The organism is Myroides odoratimimus (assembly GCF_038039805.1).
In the GTDB taxonomy this organism is placed as follows: domain Bacteria; phylum Bacteroidota; class Bacteroidia; order Flavobacteriales; family Flavobacteriaceae; genus Flavobacterium; species Flavobacterium odoratimimum_B.
Window position 1 is genome coordinate 36,501 of the sequence record NZ_JBBPHK010000003.1, and the last position, 20,645, is coordinate 57,145.

A 20,645-nucleotide genomic window follows, 5' to 3' on the forward strand; every position below is an offset into this window, starting at 1 on the left:
ATAAGAGATTTAATTACGATAATGGAAGCACCTTTAGCAGAACGAGTACGCCCACATACACTGAGTGAATATGTCAGTCAAGAACACCTCGTGGGAGAGAATGGTATCTTAACGAATCAGTTAAAAGTTGGGTTTATCCCATCCTTAATCTTTTGGGGACCTCCAGGTACAGGCAAAACTACCCTGGCAGAAATTATCGCAAAAGAGAGCGAAAGACCATTCTATGTATTGAGCGCAATTAACTCAGGGGTTAAAGATATCAGAGAAGTAATCGAAAAGGCCAAGTCTAACAGTGGTCTATTCACTGCTAGGAACCCTATTCTATTCATCGATGAGATACACCGCTTTAGTAAATCTCAACAAGACTCTCTATTAGCAGCTGTAGAGCGTGGCTGGGTTACTCTTATCGGGGCTACAACAGAGAATCCGAGCTTCGAAGTTATCCCTGCTCTGCTCTCTAGATGTCAGGTCTACACCCTTAATGCGTTTACAAAAGAAGACTTACAACACCTCTTAGAGCGTGCTATGAGTAAAGATCTCTTCTTAAAAAAGAAAAAGATAACCCTGACAGAGACAGAAGCTCTCTTTAGAATATCAGGTGGAGATGGTCGTAAGCTATTAAACACCTTTGAGCTTATCATCAACGCTACTCATGATGACGAGATCGAGATCACCAATGAACGCGTAATGCAAATAGTACAAAAGAACACTGTACTATATGATAAGACTGGTGAGCAGCACTATGATATCGTATCTGCTTTTATCAAATCTATCAGAGGTAGCGACCCTAATGGGGCTGTATATTGGCTGGCGAGAATGATAGAGGGGGGTGAAGATGTGAAGTTCATCGCGCGAAGATTACTTATAGCTGCATCGGAAGATATCGGTAATGCTAATCCGACTGCGCTCATTATGGCTAACAATACCTTCCAGGCTGTATCTGTCATAGGGTATCCTGAGAGTAGAATACTACTTAGCCAGTGCGCTATCTATCTAGCTACCTCGCCTAAGAGTAACTCTACCTATCTAGCAATAGGTAAAGCACAGCAACTCGTCAAACAAACAGGTGACTTATCTGTACCTATACACTTAAGAAATGCACCTACTAAACTAATGAAAGAATTAGGGTATGGCCAAGAGTACTTATACTCTCATGACTATACAAATAACTTCGTAGAACAAGAGTTTCTACCAGATGAACTAGAAGGCACTGTACTCTATGAACCTGGTGTGAACAATAGAGAGAATAGTACTCGAGAATTCTTGCGAAACAGATGGAAATTTAAATACAACTACTAAATAGAAAGACCTGCTTATAGCAGGTCTTTTAGTTCTATTAATTTCTGTACGTGATAGATCTGAGGTGTTACTCTTTCTTTTGATTGACTGTAATATATCGCATCCATTCCTACTCCTAGCGCTCCTTCTATATCAGCTAAGAAGTTATCTCCTATCATCACAGAGTCTTTCACTCCTACCTTAGCTTTATCTAATGCATAATTAAATATCTCTGGATTAGGCTTACTCACCCCAGCCATCTCAGAGTTAGTCACTGTCTGAAAGTAGCCTGATATCCCTGATCGGTCTAACTTTTTGCCTTGTACTTCATTAAAACCGTTGGTGATAATATGAAGCTTATATTTGTCTTGTAAGTAATCTAATACTTCTATAGCACCATCGAATAGATAGTTATGATTAGGCATAGCCTTTAGATAATTATCTCCTAATAGCAACATCTCTTCTGTAGTAGACTGATATCCTAGCTTAGCAAAGGTATCTCTGATTCTCCCAATTCTAAGCTCCTCTTTAGTTACCTGATTTAAACTATACTTATCCCAATATTCGTTGTTAATCGCAACATAATGGTTTAGAAAAGCCTCTGTACTAAAAGGTAATTTTAATTCTTCAATAACATCATTAAAAGCTAAAGCAGAGTTCTTCTCAAAGTCCCATAAGGTATGGTCTAGATCAAAAAAGATATCTGTCTTACTCGTTAAGCTTTTTACTCCCATTTTTTATAATCTTTTGTTGGACTTACAAAAGTAGGTATTTTAGAACTAAAACTACTTATAAAATTCCTTCATCTGCAAAGCTGTAGTAACTATACTCTGTAATGATCAAATGATCTAGTAACTGGATGTCCATAATACGTCCTGCTTCTTTAATCTTTTTAGTAATCTGAATATCCGCATCACTTGGCTTGACTTTACCGCTAGGATGGTTATGAGTCAAGATTATCCCGACTGCCTTCTGCTCTAACGCTATCTGAAATAAAAGTCTCACATCTACTACAGTGCCTGTCATCCCACCTTTGCTCAACGGGGATTTAAACTTTACTTTATTAGAATTATTCAGGTAAAGCACCCAAAACTCTTCATGCTCTAGATCGCCTATAATTGGATTAATCAATTCAAAGACATCACTGCTAGAACTTATAATAGGGTCTTCTACACGCTCACTTAGCCTCCTTCTCTGCCCTATCTCTAAAGCTGCAATAATCGCAATAGCCTTCGCTTCTCCTATTCCCTTAAACGCAGTAAGTCTTGCAATGCTCTGTCTAGCTAATACACTTAGGTTATTATTATACATCGCTAATATACGTTTACACAGCTCTACAGCAGACTCCTCTCTATGTCCTGATCCTATGAGTATAGCTAATAGCTCGGCATCGCTTAAAGAGGACTTGCCTTTCAACATTAATTTTTCTCTAGGTCTATCATCTTCTGCCCATTGTTTGATCGTTATTTTCTGGTGTTCCATAGTCATTGATTTATACTTATCTATCTCACAAAAACTAAACCTAAGAAAAATCTTCTATATTAAGTGTATATTAAAATGCAATCAGTATTCAAATAAAAAGAGGTTATCAAGTACTGTTGTATTTGATAACCTCTTTAATAGTATAATAAGGATAGTGTATACGCTCTATTTATTCTTCACTTTTTCACTAAACGCTTGCATGTCCAAACCTCCATAGTTACCAGAACTCATGAATAACAATACCGCATTATTTAAGTCTAACTGCTCTAGATATTGTTTAAAATCAGTAGCGTTAGTATAAGTAGCTAACCCAGGTCTATTAAATGCAGTCTGCATTTGCTCTTGAGAGATCTCTGGCATATTCTTAATCTTTAGGGCATCTAAAGAGTAGAATACCACTGCCTCGTCTGCCTTAGCTAACGCACCTTCATACTGTGATAAGAAGGCAGAGTTAAGACTACTATAGGTATGTAATTCTAGACAAGCAATTACTTTCTTATTAGGATACTGTGCCTTCACTGCTTCTGTTGTAGCGATCACTTTACTCGGCGAATGTGCAAAGTCTTTATAGATTACTGTCTGGTCTGTCTCTACTAACTTCTCTAATCTCTTAGAAGCTCCTTTAAATGATGCGATAGCTTCGTAGAAATCTTCTTCATCTATCCCCATATTCTGACAGATCCACTTCGCTCCACTTATATTACTAAGGTTATGCTTACCAAATACTTCTAATGGCATAGGTCCGTCATTCGTATCTAAATAAGTCTGCTCATTCTCGATAGTATATGATGGTGTAGTATAAGGTATCTTTCTAATCGGATTAGTAGCTTCTTCTACTAGTTGGTTTACCACAGCGTCTTCTTCGTTATAGACTAAGATTCCACCATTGACTAACTTGCCTATAAAAATCTTAAACTGCTCTACATAGTTTTCGAAAGTTGGGAATACATTAATATGATCCCATGCTATACCACTTAACAAAGCGATATTCGGCTGATAGATATGAAATTTAGGACGAAGATCTAATGCTGATGATAGGTACTCATCTCCTTCTATTAGCATAAATTCATTATCAGAAGTTAGGTTCACCATTCTATCGAAACCTTCTAACTGTGCTCCTACTAGATAATCTACTTCTACGTTATGATAATGCATCACGTGTAATATCATAGAAGTAATAGTAGTCTTACCGTGAGACCCACCTATTACAACACGTGTTTTATTCTTAGAATGTTCGTAGATAAACTCAGGGTAAGAATAAATAGTCAGTCCTAATTCTTTTGCTTTTAGCAATTCTGGGTTATCCCCCTTAGCATGCATCCCTAGAATAATAACGTCTATCTCTTCTGTTATCTTCTCTGGGAACCACCCTTCTTCTTTTGGTAATAATCCCTTAGCTTCTAATCTAGATTTAGAAGGTTCAAATATAGTGTCATCACTACCTGTTACAATATCTCCTTTTGCATGTAAGGCTAATGCCAAATTGTGCATTGCACTTCCTCCGATTGCGATAAAATGTATACGCATTATATAAGTTTTTTTCTATCAATTCTATTAGTTGTAAAATTACAATTTAAATAACAATATGAAATTCTTTTTCTTTATATTACATTCAATTTTTAGCTAATAAGTCATGCAACCTGATAAATCCTATTATGAAATAAATAACCACAGAGATACGAGTCTTGTTTATTACATTATCTCTTTTGTATGCTCTGTTATTGCATTCATTATTTGTTGGATTCCTTTTATCAATTTTATCTCTAGCTTTTTTAGTCTTATAGGTCTTGCCTTTGGCATCGCATCCTATCGAAGAGCTAAAAAGGCTTTTGTCAGTACTACTATGCCCTTAATTGCTATTATTATATCATTATTTCCACTGGTAATTTCTATAGGTATTACATCTGTACTACTCATCTATATCAATAAATAGATACTTTATAAATATAAAAAGCTCAAGTGACCTTGAGCTTTTTTCATTCTTAATAATTCAGTCCTAAATACTTTCTAAAGTAACCACATTCTTTAATCACTTCCTGATAATATTTCGTATCACTATAGTTAGCAGCTAACTCTGAGAAGCCATTCCACTTCTTAAACATGATATCATCTCCCCATGCTCCCATATAATAATCCTTGTTATGATAAGTCTGTACATAGAATTCATTTCGCTCAAGCTTAGCATCGAAATAAGCTAACTTTGCTTTTTCTTCTTTTGTAGTCGCATGTTGCTTAGCTATGGTATAGTATTTTCTAGCGTTGTTCATATTCAAGATACTAGATTTATTCTCCATGCCAATACTATTACTTCCATACTCATCCCAAATACTATTATAATACAATACACGTGCATTACCAAAATATGTAGCATTATAATAAGCGTTACCCACTAAGAGTGCATTGCTAAATACATCTGTACCATTAGCAATATTTGATTTCATATCTCTTAGCTTCTCTAAGAAGGATAGCTTCGTATAAATGGTAGTCTGCTTAGCTGCATGATCACAATCGTTACAGTCCTTGATCTTTCCGTTAAATGGATTACCTAAAAGTGTAGCTGTATTATACATCAACACGGTGTACTCATCGTTATAAGTGTTCTTCTTCTTGATAGGCACAGCCTTCTTCATTTCTACAATAGCCTCATCTATCTTATCTTCATAGAATAAATGAATCGCTCTACTCTCATAGATATCACTTAGATTATATTGATACAAAGAAGTGAATAGCTGCTCTATCTCTGAATGATTCGTTTTTAGCAAGAAGCTCTCCATAGCATTAGACTGTTTCTTTTCTTTATAAAAAGCTACACCTTGAGAGTTTAATATCTCTGCCATGATAGCATTGCCTTGCTCTTTATAAGTAGCTGATAAAAACTGTCTAATCCAACTTGCCGCATACTCATATCTAAAAGGATCACTATAGTCATTCTTCACTAGCTCTGTATATACCCATTTTAGTTCTGGCAATAGTTTTTCTTCTGTATTCTTATCTAACTTTTTGACTTGAGATACTGTATTAATCAAAGCAAACAATCTGATTTGTTCTGCCAATAATTTGTCTTCCTTTTTAGAGTAACTACTAGCTTCTTCTATCTGTTTAGTGGCGTTCTTATATTCTCCTTGGAAGATATCCATATATCCTGCAGCTAACTTCCACAGTACAGGATTAGCTACTTCTTGTGGTTTATCTGCTACAGACTTTATCCACTTCAGTGTATTCTGATCTATCTTCTTCTTAATCGCCTTGAAATACTCATCACGAGACTTAAAACTACTTTCTGCAAATACATTGACTTCTTGTTCTTGCATATTCACCCATCTCGTCAAGATATAGTCTATATGAGGGCTCTTAGAGTTGACCTCATAAGCGCGTTTCATGGATTCACCTAGGTCATCATAGTATCCCATGATAGACCATATAGCTGCTTTCACATCTCTATCGTCTGTATTCTCTACTATTTTTGTAATAGCAGCTTTATCAAGAGGCTTAAAGTTATACAAAGCTACTTGACGCATAGAAGGTTCTCTATCAAAAACAGTAGCGTATAATAGGTTTGACTTCGCAAAATTAGCTTGTTCATAATATGCTCCTGCTACATAAGACATCGCTCTATAATACAGTGTATTCTGAGGTTGACTACTCGCTGTAGATTCAAAATAAGCAATCACACTACTCTTATCTGCTGAGTAGAACTTAGCTTTCATCGCTTGAAACCACATTCTATTCGCAAAAAAAGTATCCTTCTTATCCATCTTCTCATAGAAGCTCTGCACTTTATTAGCGTACTCTGTAGGCAATTGTTCTTTTACTTGCTGTTCATAGTTCCAATACTCAAACTCTTGAGCTGAATATTGTTCTACAGTTTTCGCAAAGTTTAGAAAGTTAATAAAGTTCTCTACTTTCTTATTCTTTAAGTCTAAGTCATAGATACTACTTCTTTTTTTCCCTTTTCTCAGTTCGCTATGTATAGTATACATCGTGTCCATCTCAAACTCATTAGACACTAAACACTCCTTCACCACATCAGCTGGTACAGCATTGCCTAAATATTGTGTCCATTCTTTAACAATATCCTCATTATACATACCAACGTTATACATATATGCACCATCATAGAACTTCTCATAAGGTGCAAAAAACAAAGGCTTGTATGAATTATCTACAAATGCTTCTGGTGTAAAACTTGAAACAGAGGAATAACTCCACCACCCATCAGCACATCCGTATGAGTATACACCTGCTCCTAACAGCAGTGATAAGCTACTCGCATACAACAATCTTTTTCCAAACTTCTTTTTCATAATAAGGGATATTTCTTGAATTTAAATCATATAGTATAATTTCAGAGGGGCACTTCCCACTTGCCTTCTCTAAGTCTTTTTTCATCTCTAACAGCTGCTCGCTAGTAGTCGTTTCTACTTTTATCTGATCGCCGACTAAAAACAACTGTCCAAAATACATTCCTTCTTTTGTCACACTATATCTAGTCTCATCTATTCTTTTAAAAGCACTTATTTTATCCACTTCATCTGTACGAACTCTACTGATTAAGCGAACAACTTTATTAGCTCTAGTATGTACTACCCATGAATAGATAGGAAAAGCATACTTCAGCTCTAAAGGATAATCAGCTAATGCGCCTATATATTTGCTTCCAATATTGCGGTCATAAATAGAGTTCAACGAATCTGCTGAGATAGTCCCCATATTATAATACATCAGTACGCCATAGTCCACCTTTGGGATTCCTGTCTTAGCAGCGTATTTCACTTGGTGCAGTCTAATCGTAGATGACACCTTCCACTTGCTTTCTTTCTTAATCGACTCTATTAACTCAAAAAAAGAATCCTTACTCTTCAAGCTCCAATCACAGTCTAGCTGTATCTCACTTATCTGTATATGGTTGTGCTTATTAATTTGATTGATATAGTCTATTATCTTTTTTGACAATTCTCTATCTACCTTAGTATTCACTAAGACTTCATTCTTTATATATACAACTGGAACAATCTCTAGATTAGGAATAGAATCTTTAAACAGTATAGGTCGTATAGGTATAGGAGAATTACCTTGTAGTCCAATATCAAAATAGCGAATATAAAGCTTGTCCACTTCTAACTCTTTAAGCGTAGTTCTTTCTAGTGAGTCTAACTGAAAGTTAGTTCTCCAATAGTAAAAAGACAACTTCGTCTGCAAGTCCTTATCTCCTTTAGAGCCACAGCCGACCAATAATATTAAACAGATAAATAACACATACTTTTTCATGATGTAAACTTAATTCACGAAACATTTATGCACAAAAAAAACGCCTAAATAATTTAGGCGTTTTGTGAACTTTAACTAAATGAACTATTTTACAATAGTCATCTCGTCTACAATATGTTTAGCGTCAGCGAACTTATCTATAATGAATAGTACGTAACGAATATCTACGTTAATTGTACGTTGTAATTTAGGGTCATAAATAACGTCTCCTGCCATCGCTTCGATATTACCATCAAAAGCAAGTCCGATCAACTCTCCTTTTCCATTTAATACTGGAGAACCTGAGTTACCTCCTGTGATATCATGATTAGTCAAGAAGTTTACAGGCATGTGTCCAGCTTTATCAGCATACACCCCATAATCTTTCTTATTATATAAGTCGATTAGTTTTTGTGGTGCTTCGAACTCTTCGTCACCTACTTTATGTTTAGCAACTGTACCTTTTAAAGTAGTAAACCAGTTCTCTGCAGCATCATTTACTTTATTTCCTCTTGGTAGATCTTTTACAGTACCATAAGTTAAACGCAAAGTAGAGTTTGCATCTGGATAGTATTTACCTGTAGGATTACTTTTTTGTACTCCATCTACAAATAATCGATATGCCTTTTGGAACTTATCTTCTAATGCACTTACATTATCAGGCATAGCTCTATAGTAATCCATAATAGCTACAGATAACTTCAACATTGGATCACGAGAAATAGTAACTCCTTTAGGATCTGCTAAGAACGCATCGATAGCTTCTTGATTAGCAAATACACTTTTTTCAAAGATTTCATCTACATACTTTTCAAAATCACCATTGTACTCTTTGTTGATTTCTGCTACATAAGGAGCAATTGCATATCCTGTAGACTTAGTTGCATAAAGAGCTAATTGCTTAGCTAACATTTCTCTTTCTAATGGCTCATAAGTACTACCATAGATACTCTTAATGTACTCTTTAAACTCAGGTAACATCTCAGCACGTTTCTTATCATCACCAGCAGCATACGCTTCCATACCACCAGCTAAACGATATGGCGCAGCTACTAAATTAGAAGTACGTAACATTGTCATTAAGTAATTATCATGACGAGACTTTTCATTAGTCGCTTTGTACCATGCGTTAATATCAGCTATTACATTTCCGTATTTAGCAGCGTTCTCTTTTTTAGACGCCCATTTATGGAAATCTTTTTCCGCTTTTGTTTTAGTTGCTACAGTCTGATGTTGAGTCAATGCATCAATCATACCTTGACGGTTCTTCCAGTAGTTTGCTACACCTGCATATTTAGAGGCATAGTTAAGACGTACTGCATCGTTTGTAGCCATATATTTCTTCATTACATCCATCCCTAACTTAGATCCTTCAACCCAAGCTGGATAAGCGAACTTAATATTTTGCTCTACTCCTTGTGCAGGCATCCATCTATTTGTACGTCCTGGATATCCTAATATCATAGAGAAATCACCTTCTTTAATACCTGTGATAGATACTGGTAAATGGTGTTTAGGAACCATTGGTACATTATCAGCAGAGTACTCTGCAGGGTTACCATCTTTATCAGTGTACACACGGAATAAAGAGAAGTCACCTGTATGACGTGGCCATTCCCAGTTATCAGTATCCCCTCCATATTTACCAATACTATTAGGAGGAGTTCCTACTAAACGAACATCATTGTAATCTTGGTATACGAAATAATAGAATTCATTACCTTGAAAGAATGATTTTACAGAAACAGTGTATTTACCATCTCCATCATTTTCTTTTTGAACCTTAGCGATCTCTTGGTTGATTGCTTTCTCTCTTTCAACCTCAGACATCTTATCATTAACAACACTTAAGATACGCTTTGTTACATTGTCCATTCTCACAAAGAAACGAACAGAAAGACCTTTAGCCGCTCTTTCACTAGCTTTGTCTTTTGCCCAGAATCCATTAGTTAAGATATCATCTTCTGGTGTAGATAATTTAGCGATTTTATCATATCCACAGTGGTGGTTAGTCAATACCAAACCTTGGTTAGATATAATTTCTGCTGTACATCCACCATCAAATTGTATAATAGCATCTTTCAACGAATGATTATTGATACTATATATCTCTTCAGATGTCAACTGTAGTCCCATCTTCTCCATATCACGTTGGTTTAAACGCTCTATGAACATTAAGAACCACATCCCTTCATCAGCTTTTACCGTAGTAGGTATCGCTAATATGAATGCAGTTAAAAATAAAACGATTTTTTTCATATTAATTAGTATGTTAGAAATGCGAAGATAAATTTAATTCTATAAATCATCCTCAATTCTAGTAATTATTCTTTATCTGATTGCTCCTTAGTGGTTACTTTTTCATCACTACAGGCATCTAAAGGAATGTTATTATGGTTGTCATATCGATTCTGTAGTTCATCTACCACAGACTTATCCCATAGTTTTATACCTGTTATATAAGCTGTTCTTGCAATTAAAAATGCTGCCACAGGTGAGGTGATAAACAAGAAAAATATAATTGCTAACACCTTTGTCGTTGTCGAAAACTCCGCAAAATGGATAGCTGCTGCTGTAAGAATACAGCCAATACCTAAAGTAGCTGCCTTAATAGTAATAGACAGTCTTGTATAGAAATCAGGCATACGCACTATCCCAATAGAAGCTATCAATACAAAAACCGCTCCTACAGTACTTAATATCATTATCACAATATCAATCATCTCTATTCCTTTTTAATAAATAATAGGCAAAAGCCACTGTACTCAAGAATGCTATTAATGCTAATATCATTGCTACGTCTAAAAATATCGGGTCATTAGCAATCAAGCTAAACACTCCAATAACCCCTACTCCTACTGTAATCAGTAAATCTAGAGCAACTACTCTATCTGATACGCTTGGCCCCTTTAGAAATCTTATAAATATGAAGATTAAAGACAAGCTGATGATAGGCATAATTACATATATTAAATAATCTTCTACTGTCATCGCAATATCTCTAATAGTTTAGTTTCTGTTCTCTCTTTCATATTCTTAATAAACTTGTGTTTATCTCTTAAATACATAGTATGTATATGTACATAACTTTTATCATCTGCTATATCGATCACCATAGTACCCGGAGTCAAAGCGATAATATTGGTCAACATCGTAATCTCAAAATCTGTCTTAGCATCTAGGTTATACTTAATGATACCAGGTGTTGTATGATAATTAGGGGTCATTACATCTATCGCTACACGTAAGTTAGCCTCCATCATATCATAAAGAAAATAGAGGATAAAAATCATAATCTTCGGTACACGATAGAAATATTCTTTATCTGCTTGCTTAGATCTTCTCGTTAGCATCCATAAAATAAAGAATCCTGCCGCACCTCCAAAGATGAAGTTAGAATAATTTAACTGTCCTGTTAAAGCAACCCAGACAAATGTCAATAATAAATTAAGTAAAAAGTACTTCAACATAATCTGTTTATTTTAAATGATGCATTACTGATTCTATATAAATTGATGGGTTCATTAATTCGTACGCTACTCGTTCTGCTACTTTAAATACAAAAGAAGCATTAAACCCTATCAACAGTGACACTACAGCTAATCCTATAACTGGTAATACTAAAGCTACTTTACCTCTAGTATGGAACGGTGCAAAATAGTCTACCTCTTCCGCATTTGGCTTTGGCAAATCTTTCCAAAACACTTCTGACCAAATACGAGCTACAATAAATAAAGTAATAAAGCTCGCAAATATCAAGGTCCCTAATAACACATAACTCTCCTGCTTAAAGGCCTCCTGGAACAAAAGTATCTTTGGCCAGAACCCAGACAACGGTGGTATACCTGCTAGAGAGAATAAGATAATCGCAAAAACAATCGACAGCTTTGGATAGTCCTTATAGAATCCTCCTAGTCGATAAATATCTTGCGTTACACGTATCTTTTGTATCAGACCACTCATCATAAAGAAGTTACTCTTCACAATGACATCGTGGATTAGATAAAACACTACTCCTACAAAAGCTAGCTCTGTATAAATACCAATACCTGCTATCAGATATCCTATATGACAAACAATAAAGTAAGATAATATTCTTCTAATATTTCTTTTATTGATTACTCCTAATGCGCCACTTATCATCGTAAGAATAGCAATAACTATAAATACTTGTAATACGAAATCATCAGGTTCGAACACTACTGTGAACACTCTTATCATAGAATACACCCCCATCTTAGTCAACAATCCACCAAACACAGCACCGATAGCCGATGGCGGTGTATGGTAAGATGATGGCAACCAAAAGTACATCGGGAATACTGCTGACTTAATACCAAATCCAACAAAGAACAACAATGCGGTCACTGTTACTAATCCTCTATTCTCCACTGCTGCTACATGTTCAGGTAGGTCTGCAATATTCAAACTACCTGTTATCCCATATAGAATCCCGATGGCTGTTAAGAAGATTACGGATGCAAGCATATTCATGGTTACATACTTCACAGCACCTTCCATTTGTCTCTTTTTTCCTCCTAATGTCAATAAAACAAAAGAAGAAATAATCACTACTTCAAACCATACATAAAGATTAAATATATCTCCTGTCAAAAAGGCTCCCATCAATCCCATGATCAGGAAGTGATAGATAAAGAAGTGCCCATATCGTATGCGACTAATGTTAGTCGCAGCTGTTGAGTATATACCTACAGCTAATGAAACAATAGCAGTAAGCATCACCATCGTAGCGCTCAACATGTCACCTACGAAAGTAATTCCAAATGGTGCTTCCCAGCCTCCCATCTGTAAGGTCATATTTCCATTTTCCCATATTAAGGTAAACAATCTTAAGCTTACAAAGAAGCCGATTATATTACCTATCACACTTACGGTCTTCTGTGCCTGTACATTCTTCCAGAAGAACAACAGGACAATAGCCGTCAACATATGTGCTAATATAGGAGCTAATATAAAGTTCGAAATCATATATCTAAATCTTGGATATTAAGTGAATCTAAATCATCAGTTCCTGTTGTTTCATGTACTTTTTTCAATAAAATAATTGCAAAAGCTGTCAATCCAAAACTGATAACTATGGCTGTCAAGATTAATGCTTGAGGCACTGGATCTGCATATACATCTGTAAAATGTTTACTCTCTCCATTAATAATAGGTGCTTTCCCTTTGGTTAGTTCCCCCATCAAGAAGATTAATATATTGGCGCCATTACCTAGCATCATAAACCCTAAAAGTAACTTAACCATACTTCTACGCAAGATCAAGTATATCCCTGCAGAATATAAGATTCCAACTAATAATACTAATAGTAATTCCATACTTATCTCTTTTATTCACTTTCTGAAATAGTTAATAATATAGTTAGCACGACACCAACTACCACTAAATAAACTCCAATATCAAAAAATAAAGCAGTTCCCACAGAACCTATAACCGCTACATTATCTGCAAACCATACCCCAGTCATAAATGGTCTACCTAATAACACTGGCAAAAAACCACTTATAAAAGAAATTGTCAATCCTATAGGTATCAACATACGTGGGGGAATCTGGAACAGTCTCAATGTTCTTCTAGTTGTATATGCAAAAGCATGCAATACAAATGCTATAGATGCTATCAACCCTCCTACAAAACCTCCTCCTGATAAATAATGTCCTCTTAACAATACGAAAAGAGAGAATAATAGCAGTAGAGGTAATAAATAATTAGTCGCTGTCCTCAATATCGTTGAGTCCATCTTCTTTATATCGTACTTAGTCTTATTCTTCATCTTCTCTATATTTTAACATACTGAATACTCCTAATGCCGCAATAGATAACACTATAGTCTCTATCATGGTATCAAAGCCTCTAAAGTCAACTAAAATAACATTCACCACATTCTTACCTTTAGCAAGCACATATACGTTCTCTGCATAATATCTACTGATATCTTTATCAGCAGGAGAGACTAGAGCTTGTAGAGTAATAATAGAGATCAGAACACCGAACGCTATAGAAATCACTGCGTCCCTAAACTGTATCTTTCTATTTCCTAACTTTAAGAATGGAGGTAATTTAAACAACACTAAAATAAATAAAACTGTAGTCAATGTATCAATAGCGAACTGAGTCATTCCTAAATCTGGTGCTCCATAGAATACAAATATTAAACAGATACAATACCCTACCACACCTGTCGCAGCGATTGCCGTTAATCTAGATGATGTATTAATCGCAAAGACAATTGCCACAACTGCAATTAAGAATACAACTAACTCATAAGCTCTAAACTCAGACAGTCCCGTAGTGTTCACACGCAGTGGAACATCTGCAAATAACTTATACCCAACTAAGCCTACAAAGAAAACAATAATTACTGCTAGATAAGATCTCAGATATCCATTATGGAAGATCCAAGTATAACGATATGCTAGTACTCTAAAGAACTCTACGATGATAGAGAATATATTCTTAGGTGATACTTTCTCGAAGTTCTCCACCACACATAGTGGGTTCTTCCATCTCTTAAAGATAATGTACACTATCGTACCTAGCACTATCGTGCATCCACTTAATAATAGACTAGTATTCACACCATGCCATATCGCTAGAGGCATCTCTACTACAGAGCCATAAATAGCACTAAAGGTCGCCAAGATAATTTCATGATAAGCAATAGCGGGTAACACTCCAAGTAATAAGGTGAAGAACCCTAATACTACAGGTGGAGCTATTAGTGCCCAATCAGGTTGATGAGATATACAAACGTTCTTAGTTGCTTTGCCAAAGAATGGTTTTATACCTATTAAGAAACCTGATCCAGTCAAAAATGCATTAGTGAAGAATAAAGCGCCTACTAATATAATTGCTAAAGTCTCATTCATATAATGAAGTCCACTTTCATAGATTAACTCTTTCCCAATAAATCCGAAAGTCAAAGGAATACCCGCACATGATAATGCGGCAACAACGGCTGCCACACTTAACAGTGGAAAGTACTTACGTAGCCCTCCTAACTCATTAATATCACGAGTATGTAATGCATGATCTATAATACCTGTTATCAAGAAAAAAGCTGCTTTATACAATGCATGTGCTAATACGAATACTGCCATAGCATACAGTGCTATCTGAGTACCTATTCCTAACAAGAACATTAATAGTCCTAAGGCAGATATAGTAGAGTAAGCTAATATCCCTTTCATATCTTTTCTAAATACACTGTGAAAAGCACCGAATAACATGGTCACGCCACCTACTACCAGTAAGATCGTGTTCCACTCCATCTTACCACCGAGTATCGGAGTGAATCTAGCTACTAAGTATACCCCAGCCTTCACCATAGTAGCAGAGTGTAGATAAGCTGATACTGGTGTAGGAGCTTTCATCGCTCCTGGTAACCAAAAGTGAAAAGGAAACTGTGCAGACTTAGTAAAAGCTGCTATGAATAAGAAAATAATAATTAATAAGTAGAAAGGACTCTCCCTTAACACATCACTCTGTCCCAATAACTCGTGGATAGAATATGTTCCGGATATAGTTCCTACGATTACACCAAAGGACAGTAAAAAGAACCCTCCTAATCCTGTAATGGCTAAGGCCCACAACGCACTCGCTCTAGATTCTTCTTCTTCATTATTAAAACCAATCAAGAAGAAGGAACTTATGCTCGTTAGCTCCCAAAAAATAAACAAGGTGATTAAATTGTCAGAAGTAACCACTCCCAACATTGCTCCCATAAAAACAGTCAGGTAGCAAATAAAACGGTGTAACAGAGGATGCCCTCTTAAATAAGAAGAAGCATATAAATATACCAATGTTCCAATTCCAGAAATCAATAATCCAAACAAAAGTGATAGACCGTCTATTTTAAAGTCTAAATTGATACCTAACGTAGGAATCCATTCAGTGCTAAATAGGACACTATTAAATCCGTCTTTTACAGAACGTAAAAAAGATAATAGATATAAAAAAATTGAAAATGGAAGTAGGGATATTAATGCTACAAATTTAGTCTGTACAAACTTTTTTAGAAATAATACTCCAAAAGCAAGTACAAAAGTGAGAAAAATTAATGTTAGCATATTTTGTTTAATTCTCTAAATATATATTTTCAGTTTGATGTAAATATATACAAAAAAAATAAATTTTAACTTATAACTTGCCGTATAACAACAAATAACACAAACATTTTCCTCACCTTTATCTTACCAATAGGGGATTAAAGGTAATTCCCTTAATTTAATCTTATTTATTCAACATTTCCCATAATTTATCCTTCAACTCCACTAGCCCTTGTTGAGCCACTGAAGAAATAAACATGTATGGTACTCCGTCTAGTTCAGCATCTAGCTGTTCTTTTAACTCTGATTGTAGCTCATCATCTAGCATATCACACTTAGTAACTACTAAAAGACGATCTTTATCCAGCATTTCTGGATTATATCTTCTTAGCTCATCTATTAAGATATCATACTCTTTTTTAATATCATCAGCATCCGCAGGCACCATGAATAATAAAGTAGAGTTTCTCTCTATATGTCTTAAGAAGTAATGACCTAAACCTTTACCTTCTGCAGCTCCTTCGATAATACCCGGAATATCTGCAATCACAAAAGATTTAAAATCTCTATATGACACAATACCTAAATTAGGCTTCAGTGTCGTAAACGGATAATCCGCAATCTTTGGTTTAGCCGAAGTAAGTACAGACAGTAATGTAGATTTACCCGCATTCGGGAATCCTACTAATCCGACATCAGCTAATACTTTTAATTCTAATATAATATCTAGCTCTTCACTAGGCATTCCAGGTTGTGCATATCTAGGAGTCTGGTTAGTAGATGATCTAAAATGCCAGTTACCTAATCCTCCTTTACCTCCCTCAGCTACGATTCTCTTTTCGCCGTGTTCAGTAATTTCGAATAATACTTCACCTGTCTCTTTGTCCTTCACTACAGTTCCTAATGGCACCTCGATAATTCTATCTTCACCATCTGACCCTGTACTTCTAGAACTTCCTCCATCACCCCCATGACCTGCTTTAATATGACGTGCAAATTTAAGGTGAAATAAAGTCCATAAACCTTCATTTCCGACTATATATACGTGTCCTCCGCGACCTCCGTCTCCACCATCAGGCCCACCTTTTTCAATAAATTTTTCTCTGTGTAAGTGTGTAGATCCTCTACCTCCCTTACCAGAAGCTACATATATCTTTACGTAATCGACAAAATTCCCTTCAGTCATTTCCTTTAATTTTTTTCGTCCTTATTGCACCATACAATAGGAATTGGGCGGCAAAGGTAATATTTTTTAGTGAATGTTATAAAGTACCTTATATTAAAGTATCTATAACTTTGCTTAAACGTCCTGTAATTTCTTCGATAGAACCTATTCCATCTACAGCGTAGAATTTATTTTTTGCTTCGTAGAACGCGATAAGAGGAGCTGTCTTCTCATTATACTCTGTATAACGTGTACGAATCTTAGCCTCATCTTGGTCATCAGCTCTACCACTAGTCTTACCTCTCTCTAGAATACGCGCTACTAATACATCATCATCAGCCTCTAAACCTACAGTTCCTGCAAAAGTGATTCCTTTCTCATTCAATAGTTTTTCTAGTGCTTCAGCTTGAGCGATCGTACGAGGAAAACCATCGAATAAGAATCCTGATTTATCCATATTTTTGCTCACCTCTTCTGCCAACATATTAATTGTAACACTGTCCGGAACTAGTTCTCCTTGATCCATATATACTTTAGCTTGTTTACCTAGCTCAGTATCATTTTTCAAGTTAAAACGAAATACATCCCCTGTAGAGATATGTGTTAAATTATACTTTTCTTTTAAAAACTCAGCCTGTGTACCTTTCCCAGCACCTGGTTTTCCAAATAAAACTATTGCAATCATTATTTATTGTTTATTCTGTTAGTCTAATCTTTATTCTTTAATTTGGTATATCTCTGGTATATTTCTACCGTATTTATCATAGTCCATTCCATATCCTACGATAAACTTATTCTCAATCTCAAAAGCTACATAATCTAAATGAATATCTTTCGTATACGCCTCTGGTTTTAAACATAGCGTACATATACGTACTTCACTAGGTTTATGTTGATCAAATAATTTCTTTAACGCTACTAGTGTATTCCCAGTATCTACAATGTCTTCTATAATAACTACTCTTCTATCAGTAACATCTATATCAAGTCCTAATAATTGATTAACCTGATTAGTTGATTGAGTTCCTATATATGAAGCCATTTTAACGAAACTCATTTCACATGAGCCTTTATAATGCTTCACCAAATCAGAAATAACCATAAACGAACCGTTAAGAACCCCTATAAATACAGGAACGTCTCCGTTCATATCCTTTTCTATTTGTTCTGCGATTTCACGCAATCTAGTATCAATCTGCTCCCTTGAAATAAAAGGAACAAACACTTTATCCAATACTTGTATTTCCATTGTGTCGAAGTTGTTCGTAATTTGCAAATATACAAAAAGAATACAGGTTTATTCGTTTCTATGCAAAGGATTTAACCTAAATAACCAAAAAATAAACCCCAATAATTTACTTTTTAGCCTTTTGTTTTTAAAAACAAAAAACGTAGCGCTATTACACGCTACGTCTAAAACAAACTAATTCAATCTAACTCTAAAACCAAAGTTTATAGTTCTATCGTTGAGATTATTTTCACTACTTAAAACGTAATTTCAATTTTAATGAGCCAATTCACAACTCATAACCTACCAAATATAAGTTAATTTTTTTAACTAAAAAATATTTATTTAATAAAACGTTATAATTTAATAATAAGTAAAATTCAATAATAAAATCATTTAATTATCATATTAAATTAGTTAATTCATATAATCAATAAGATAAATAATATAGACTTTCATTTATTATAACATAATCGAGGTATAATTTCTCCTAAAAAAACTTCTTATCACACCGTTATCTTGAGTACAAACCATCTTTTTTACTTCTAATAATAAGTCAATCAATCCTAAACAGAATGAGAATATAGACTTATTTATCACTACACTACTTTCTTTCTTCTTCAACACCTCCTCAATATCCCGTCAACATTCCTTCAACAAACACCCTCTCTAGTAGAGCATTCTTGGGGCAATGTTGAAGAAGTGTTGAAGCATTCGCTCAAAAGGGTTATATATACTGGAACTACAGCATATACTCAAGAATAGCACTCCTATCACAAAAAACTACTATACAACACATTAATACCTAAATATACTTTTTTATTTATTAAAAATAAATACTCTTTTTTTAACAAACACAACCTATTTGTATTTTACTTATCTCAAAAATCATCTACTCTTAATTTATGTCTCTTGTCAAAGAAATTATAAATACATTAAGCAACACAAGACAGGTAGCAATATGCTTCATTTTAGATATTTTTAAATTATCTTTGCCTTAATAACAATACAACTACACAATGAATTACTTTTCTACTGATTTCCGTTTGGGAATATTAGGAGGAGGTCAATTAGGTAAAATGCTCCTATATGACACTCGTAAATTTGACATCGCTACCAATGTACTAGATCCTAGTAAAGATGCCCCTTCTCAGTATGGAGCACATCAGTTCTTCCAAGGGGATTTAATGGATTTTGAAACTGTTTATCGCTTTGGTAAAACAGTGGATGTCTTAACGATCGAAATAGAAAATGTCAACTTAGACGCACTTGATAAGTTAGAAGAAGAAGGGCTTAAAGTATTCCCTTCTCCTAAGACACTTCGATTAATCCAAAACAAAGGAAATCAAAAAGATTTCTATACTACTCATAATATCCCAACTGCTCCTTATAAGAGATTCTCTGATATAGAAGCTCTAAAAACAGCAGCTACAGCTAATGAAGTAACGATGCCATTCGTATGGAAGTCAGCTCAGTTTGGGTATGATGGTAATGGAGTAAAAGTAGTTCGTACGATTACTGACTTAGATGCACTACCTAATGTAGAGTGTATCGCAGAAGTGATGGTTCCTTTTAAAAACGAATTAGCTGTAATCGTAGCTCGTTCTGCTTCTGGAGAAATCAAAACATACCCTGTAGTAGAAATGGAGTTCCACCCAGAGGCTAACCAAGTAGAATATGTGATCTGTCCTGCCCGTATCGATTGCGCTGTAGCGGATAAGGCAAGAGCTATTGCGCTACAAGTTTCTGAGAGATTTAATCATGTAGGTTTATTAGCTGTGGAGATGTTCCAAACGCAAGATGACGATGTACTAGTGAATGAAGTAGCTCCTCGTCCTCATAACTCTGGACACTACTCTATAGAGGCGAGCTATACTTCTCAGTTCGAACAACACATCCGTGCTATTCTAGATTTACCTTTAGGGAATACAGATAGCAAAGTGGCTGGTATCATGGTAAACTTAGTAGGTACTGAAGGCTATACTGGACAAGTGTACTATGAAGGAATGGAAGATATCTTAGCGATAGAGGGTGTGACTCCTCATATCTATGGCAAACGCGAGACTCGTCCTTTTAGAAAAATGGGACATGTAACGATCGTGAATAGCGATATGGTTAAAGCGAGAGAAATAGCTCAGCAAGTAAAAGAAACTATTAAAGTAATCAGCAAATAAAT

18 protein-coding genes are annotated in these 20,645 nt (G+C 35.2%); 2 read left to right on the plus strand and 16 right to left on the minus strand.

Annotated features, from left to right (window positions below; all coding sequences use genetic code 11):
- The first annotated feature begins 21 nt into the window (after positions 1 to 21).
- Positions 22 to 1,299, plus strand: a complete 1,278-nt coding sequence (locus tag AABL85_RS03845) for a replication-associated recombination protein A (RefSeq protein WP_341309352.1) — start codon at positions 22 to 24, stop codon at positions 1,297 to 1,299.
- 14 nt (positions 1,300 to 1,313) lie between these two features.
- Here the strand turns inward: AABL85_RS03845 and AABL85_RS03850 are convergent, their stop codons facing one another.
- The 16 genes from AABL85_RS03850 to hpt all read right to left on the minus strand — a co-directional run bounded on the left by AABL85_RS03850 (position 1,314) and on the right by hpt (position 18,490).
- Positions 1,314 to 2,012, minus strand: coding sequence for a YjjG family noncanonical pyrimidine nucleotidase (locus AABL85_RS03850; protein ID WP_286415816.1), 699 nt, complete (start codon positions 2,010 to 2,012; stop codon positions 1,314 to 1,316).
- A 55-nt stretch (positions 2,013 to 2,067) separates the two neighbouring features.
- Complete coding sequence (gene radC / locus AABL85_RS03855; RefSeq protein WP_286415815.1) at positions 2,068 to 2,760, minus strand: RadC family protein; 693 nt, start codon at positions 2,758 to 2,760, stop codon at positions 2,068 to 2,070.
- A gap of 165 nt (positions 2,761 to 2,925) precedes the next feature.
- Positions 2,926 to 4,287, minus strand: a complete 1,362-nt coding sequence (locus tag AABL85_RS03860) for a UDP-N-acetylmuramate--L-alanine ligase (RefSeq protein ID WP_286415814.1) — start codon at positions 4,285 to 4,287, stop codon at positions 2,926 to 2,928.
- A 455-nt stretch (positions 4,288 to 4,742) separates the two neighbouring features.
- Positions 4,743 to 7,064, minus strand: a complete 2,322-nt coding sequence (locus AABL85_RS03865) for a hypothetical protein (RefSeq protein WP_341309260.1) — start codon at positions 7,062 to 7,064, stop codon at positions 4,743 to 4,745.
- A complete protein-coding gene (locus AABL85_RS03870) occupies positions 7,024 to 8,028 on the minus strand; it encodes a hypothetical protein (RefSeq protein ID WP_341309261.1) in 1,005 nt (334 codons plus the stop codon). Before AABL85_RS03870 ends, AABL85_RS03865 begins: the two co-directional genes overlap by 41 nt.
- Before the next feature lie 84 nt (positions 8,029 to 8,112).
- On the minus strand, positions 8,113 to 10,266 hold the full coding sequence (locus tag AABL85_RS03875; protein WP_286415811.1) for a S46 family peptidase: 2,154 nt from the start codon (positions 10,264 to 10,266) through the stop codon (positions 8,113 to 8,115).
- A gap of 65 nt (positions 10,267 to 10,331) precedes the next feature.
- Positions 10,332 to 10,730 carry a monovalent cation/H(+) antiporter subunit G gene (gene mnhG, locus AABL85_RS03880; RefSeq protein WP_286415810.1) on the minus strand — a complete coding sequence of 133 codons (399 nt, stop codon included), beginning with the start codon at positions 10,728 to 10,730 and terminating at the stop codon, positions 10,332 to 10,334.
- The gene (locus tag AABL85_RS03885) at positions 10,723 to 10,998 is read right to left on the minus strand and encodes a cation:proton antiporter (RefSeq protein WP_006259512.1); all 276 of its coding nucleotides are present in this window, start codon (positions 10,996 to 10,998) and stop codon (positions 10,723 to 10,725) included. Before AABL85_RS03885 ends, mnhG begins: the two co-directional genes overlap by 8 nt.
- Positions 10,995 to 11,477, minus strand: a complete 483-nt coding sequence (locus AABL85_RS03890; protein WP_341309262.1) for a Na+/H+ antiporter subunit E — start codon at positions 11,475 to 11,477, stop codon at positions 10,995 to 10,997. The genes AABL85_RS03885 and AABL85_RS03890 overlap by 4 nt, the downstream gene beginning before the upstream one ends.
- 7 nt (positions 11,478 to 11,484) lie before the next feature.
- Positions 11,485 to 12,996, minus strand: a complete 1,512-nt coding sequence (locus tag AABL85_RS03895) for a proton-conducting transporter membrane subunit (protein ID WP_286415809.1) — start codon at positions 12,994 to 12,996, stop codon at positions 11,485 to 11,487.
- Positions 12,993 to 13,346 (minus strand): Na+/H+ antiporter subunit C, encoded by a 354-nt coding sequence (locus AABL85_RS03900; RefSeq protein ID WP_006259515.1) that lies wholly within the window; start codon positions 13,344 to 13,346, stop codon positions 12,993 to 12,995. The genes AABL85_RS03895 and AABL85_RS03900 overlap by 4 nt, the downstream gene beginning before the upstream one ends.
- An 11-nt stretch (positions 13,347 to 13,357) precedes the next feature.
- Entirely contained in the window at positions 13,358 to 13,801 is a 444-nt protein-coding gene (locus AABL85_RS03905; protein ID WP_286415808.1) for a Na+/H+ antiporter subunit B, read from the minus strand.
- Positions 13,791 to 16,097 (minus strand): hydrogen gas-evolving membrane-bound hydrogenase subunit E, encoded by a 2,307-nt coding sequence (mbhE, locus tag AABL85_RS03910; protein ID WP_341309263.1) that lies wholly within the window; start codon positions 16,095 to 16,097, stop codon positions 13,791 to 13,793. The genes AABL85_RS03905 and mbhE overlap by 11 nt, the downstream gene beginning before the upstream one ends.
- Before the next feature lie 163 nt (positions 16,098 to 16,260).
- Complete coding sequence (gene obgE / locus AABL85_RS03915) at positions 16,261 to 17,262, minus strand: GTPase ObgE (RefSeq protein ID WP_341309264.1); 1,002 nt, start codon at positions 17,260 to 17,262, stop codon at positions 16,261 to 16,263.
- A gap of 88 nt (positions 17,263 to 17,350) precedes the next feature.
- Complete coding sequence (locus AABL85_RS03920; RefSeq protein ID WP_006259519.1) at positions 17,351 to 17,926, minus strand: adenylate kinase; 576 nt, start codon at positions 17,924 to 17,926, stop codon at positions 17,351 to 17,353.
- 30 nt (positions 17,927 to 17,956) lie between these two features.
- Complete coding sequence (gene hpt, locus AABL85_RS03925) at positions 17,957 to 18,490, minus strand: hypoxanthine phosphoribosyltransferase (RefSeq protein WP_286415804.1); 534 nt, start codon at positions 18,488 to 18,490, stop codon at positions 17,957 to 17,959.
- A gap of 998 nt (positions 18,491 to 19,488) precedes the next feature.
- On the opposite strand from hpt, the gene AABL85_RS03930 reads away from it, so the two are divergent.
- Complete coding sequence (locus AABL85_RS03930; RefSeq protein ID WP_341309265.1) at positions 19,489 to 20,643, plus strand: 5-(carboxyamino)imidazole ribonucleotide synthase; 1,155 nt, start codon at positions 19,489 to 19,491, stop codon at positions 20,641 to 20,643.
- The last annotated feature ends 2 nt before the right edge of the window (positions 20,644 to 20,645 follow it).

Bases quoted from the DNA above. Each gene is read 5' to 3' on its own strand.
- AABL85_RS03860 (WP_286415814.1), bottom strand. From the start codon at position 4,287: ATGCGTATACATTTTATCGCAATCGGAGGAAGTGCAATGCACAATTTG.
- AABL85_RS03895 (WP_286415809.1), bottom strand. From the start codon at position 12,996: ATGATTTCGAACTTTATATTAGCTCCTATATTAGCACATATGTTGACG.
- AABL85_RS03845 (WP_341309352.1), top strand. From the start codon at position 22: ATGGAAGCACCTTTAGCAGAACGAGTACGCCCACATACACTGAGTGAA.
- obgE (WP_341309264.1), bottom strand. From the start codon at position 17,262: ATGACTGAAGGGAATTTTGTCGATTACGTAAAGATATATGTAGCTTCT.
- AABL85_RS03885 (WP_006259512.1), bottom strand. From the start codon at position 10,998: ATGACAGTAGAAGATTATTTAATATATGTAATTATGCCTATCATCAGC.
- AABL85_RS03905 (WP_286415808.1), bottom strand. From the start codon at position 13,801: ATGAAGAATAAGACTAAGTACGATATAAAGAAGATGGACTCAACGATA.
- AABL85_RS03850 (WP_286415816.1), bottom strand. From the start codon at position 2,012: ATGGGAGTAAAAAGCTTAACGAGTAAGACAGATATCTTTTTTGATCTA.
- hpt (WP_286415804.1), bottom strand. From the start codon at position 18,490: ATGGAAATACAAGTATTGGATAAAGTGTTTGTTCCTTTTATTTCAAGG.
- mbhE (WP_341309263.1), bottom strand. From the start codon at position 16,097: ATGCTAACATTAATTTTTCTCACTTTTGTACTTGCTTTTGGAGTATTA.
- AABL85_RS03900 (WP_006259515.1), bottom strand. From the start codon at position 13,346: ATGGAATTACTATTAGTATTATTAGTTGGAATCTTATATTCTGCAGGG.
- AABL85_RS03930 (WP_341309265.1), top strand. From the start codon at position 19,489: ATGAATTACTTTTCTACTGATTTCCGTTTGGGAATATTAGGAGGAGGT.
- radC (WP_286415815.1), bottom strand. From the start codon at position 2,760: ATGGAACACCAGAAAATAACGATCAAACAATGGGCAGAAGATGATAGA.
- AABL85_RS03890 (WP_341309262.1), bottom strand. From the start codon at position 11,477: ATGTTGAAGTACTTTTTACTTAATTTATTATTGACATTTGTCTGGGTT.
- mnhG (WP_286415810.1), bottom strand. From the start codon at position 10,730: ATGATTGATATTGTGATAATGATATTAAGTACTGTAGGAGCGGTTTTT.
- AABL85_RS03920 (WP_006259519.1), bottom strand. From the start codon at position 17,926: ATGATTGCAATAGTTTTATTTGGAAAACCAGGTGCTGGGAAAGGTACA.
- AABL85_RS03865 (WP_341309260.1), bottom strand. From the start codon at position 7,064: ATGAAAAAGAAGTTTGGAAAAAGATTGTTGTATGCGAGTAGCTTATCA.
- AABL85_RS03870 (WP_341309261.1), bottom strand. From the start codon at position 8,028: ATGAAAAAGTATGTGTTATTTATCTGTTTAATATTATTGGTCGGCTGT.
- AABL85_RS03875 (WP_286415811.1), bottom strand. From the start codon at position 10,266: ATGAAAAAAATCGTTTTATTTTTAACTGCATTCATATTAGCGATACCT.